This is a genomic window from Protofrankia sp. CiP1_Cm_nod3, assembly GCF_982290655.1.
This window is the reverse complement of sequence record NZ_CEVIVD010000057.1, coordinates 14,642-16,349: the sequence shown is the minus strand read 5'-3', so window position 1 is coordinate 16,349 and position 1,708 is coordinate 14,642. Positions and strand designations below refer to the sequence as shown.

The window sequence follows — 1,708 nt, the reverse complement described above, 5'->3', positions numbered from 1 at the left end:
ACCGCCGGCACCGGCGGGGCGGGCGGCAGCCGTGCCGAGGCGGCGGATCCCATGGGTGTGCTGCTGCGTCGGGCGCTGGCCGCGCTGCGGCCCCGGTAAGGGCGGCTGATGGACGTCGAGGGGCTGGTCTCGCCGGTGGCCGAGCCGCAGGAGCGTGCCTTCGAGGCGGGCCTGCGGCCGGGGACACTGGCGGAGTTCATCGGCCAGCAGAAGGTCCGCGAACAACTAATGATCATGCTTGAGGGGGCGCGGGCCCGCGCGCGTCCGCCCGACCACGTCCTGCTGTCCGGGCCGCCGGGGCTCGGCAAGACCAGCCTGGCCATGATCATTGCCCGGGAGATGGCGGTCCCGCTGCGGATGACCAGCGGGCCGGCGGTCGAACGGGCCGGGGATCTGGTCGCGATCCTCACCGCGCTCGCCCCGGGCGAGGTGCTCTTCCTCGACGAGATCCACCGCATCGCGCGTCCCGCCGAGGAACTGCTCTACGCCGCGATGGAGGACTTCCGGGTCGACGTCGTGCTGGGCAAGGGCCCCGGCGCCACCGCGATCCCGCTGGAGATCGCCCCGTTCACCCTTGTCGGCGCGACCACCCGCTCCGGCCTGCTCACCGGGCCGCTGCGCGACCGGTTCGGCTTCACCGCCCACATGGACTTCTACGGCACCGACGAGCTGATCGACGTGCTGGTCCGCTCGGCGGGGCTGCTCGGCGTGCGCCTCACCGACGACGGCGCGGCAGAGGTCGCCGGCAGGTCACGCGGAACCCCTCGGATCGCCAACCGGCTGCTGCGACGGGTGCGTGACTACGCCGAGGTACGGGCGGACGGGGTCGTCACCCGTGAGGTCGCCCAGGCCGCCCTGCGCGTCTACGACGTCGACGCGCTCGGCCTGGACAGGCTGGACAGGGCGGTGCTGGAGGCACTGGTACGCCGCTTCAACGGCGGCCCGGTGGGCCTGGCGACCCTGGCGGTGGCGGTGGGGGAGGAGCCGGACACGGTCGAGGAGGTGGCCGAGCCGTTCCTGGTCCGCGCCGGCCTGCTCGCCCGGACCCCCCGGGGGCGCATCGCCACCCCGGCCGCCTTCACCCATCTTGGCCTCGACCCGGTCGAGGGCCTGCTGGGCCGTTCCCAGGCTCCGCTCCCCCTCACCGACGGCGACGGTTGAGCCCCTTCGCCGACGACGGCTGGGCCCCGTCGCCGGTGACGGCTGGGAGCGGTGGACGCCCGCCGGTTTCCCCGGCGCCGCGGTTCCTTCGCCACCCTTTGGTGGCGTTGGCCGGACGCGGTCCCGACGGGGCCCCTGGCGTCGGGAGCCTCGCGGCCGGTACGTACCATCGGCCGCACGACATGGGAGGACGTGGACGTGCAGGTGATCGTGGTCGCACAGGATGCGGCCCAGAACGGCGGCAGTGGGTTCGGTGGGCTGTTTCCCCTGGTCCTGCTGCTGGCGCTCGTCGTTTTCTTCGTCGTCAGCCAGCGGCGCCGTCAGCGGACCCAGCAGCAGGTCCTGACCTCGCTCGAGCCGGGAGCGCTGGTCGTGACCACCGCGGGGCTGTACGCCACGGTGGTCGAGGTCGAAGACGGTGACGTGTTGTTGGAGGTGGCGCCGGACGTGGTCTGCCGGTTCACCCGCTCCGCGGTCGTCCGGGTCGTCTCCCCGGCGGGAGAGGACGGGGCGCACCACGGCGATCATGATGACCACGACGGCGACG

At 73.5% G+C, this 1,708-nt stretch carries 2 protein-coding genes; both read left to right on the top strand.

Annotated elements, in window-relative coordinates; all coding sequences use genetic code 11:
• The first annotated feature begins 108 nt into the window (after positions 1-108).
• Positions 109-1,161 carry a Holliday junction branch migration DNA helicase RuvB gene (gene ruvB / locus AC5LUJ_RS12995; protein WP_250283889.1) on the top strand — a complete coding sequence of 351 codons (1,053 nt, stop codon included), beginning with the start codon at positions 109-111 and terminating at the stop codon, positions 1,159-1,161.
• A 198-nt stretch (positions 1,162-1,359) separates the two neighbouring features.
• Positions 1,360-1,708 (top strand): preprotein translocase subunit YajC (gene yajC / locus AC5LUJ_RS12990; RefSeq protein WP_493464997.1); only part of this gene is annotated, 349 nt, incomplete at its 3' end.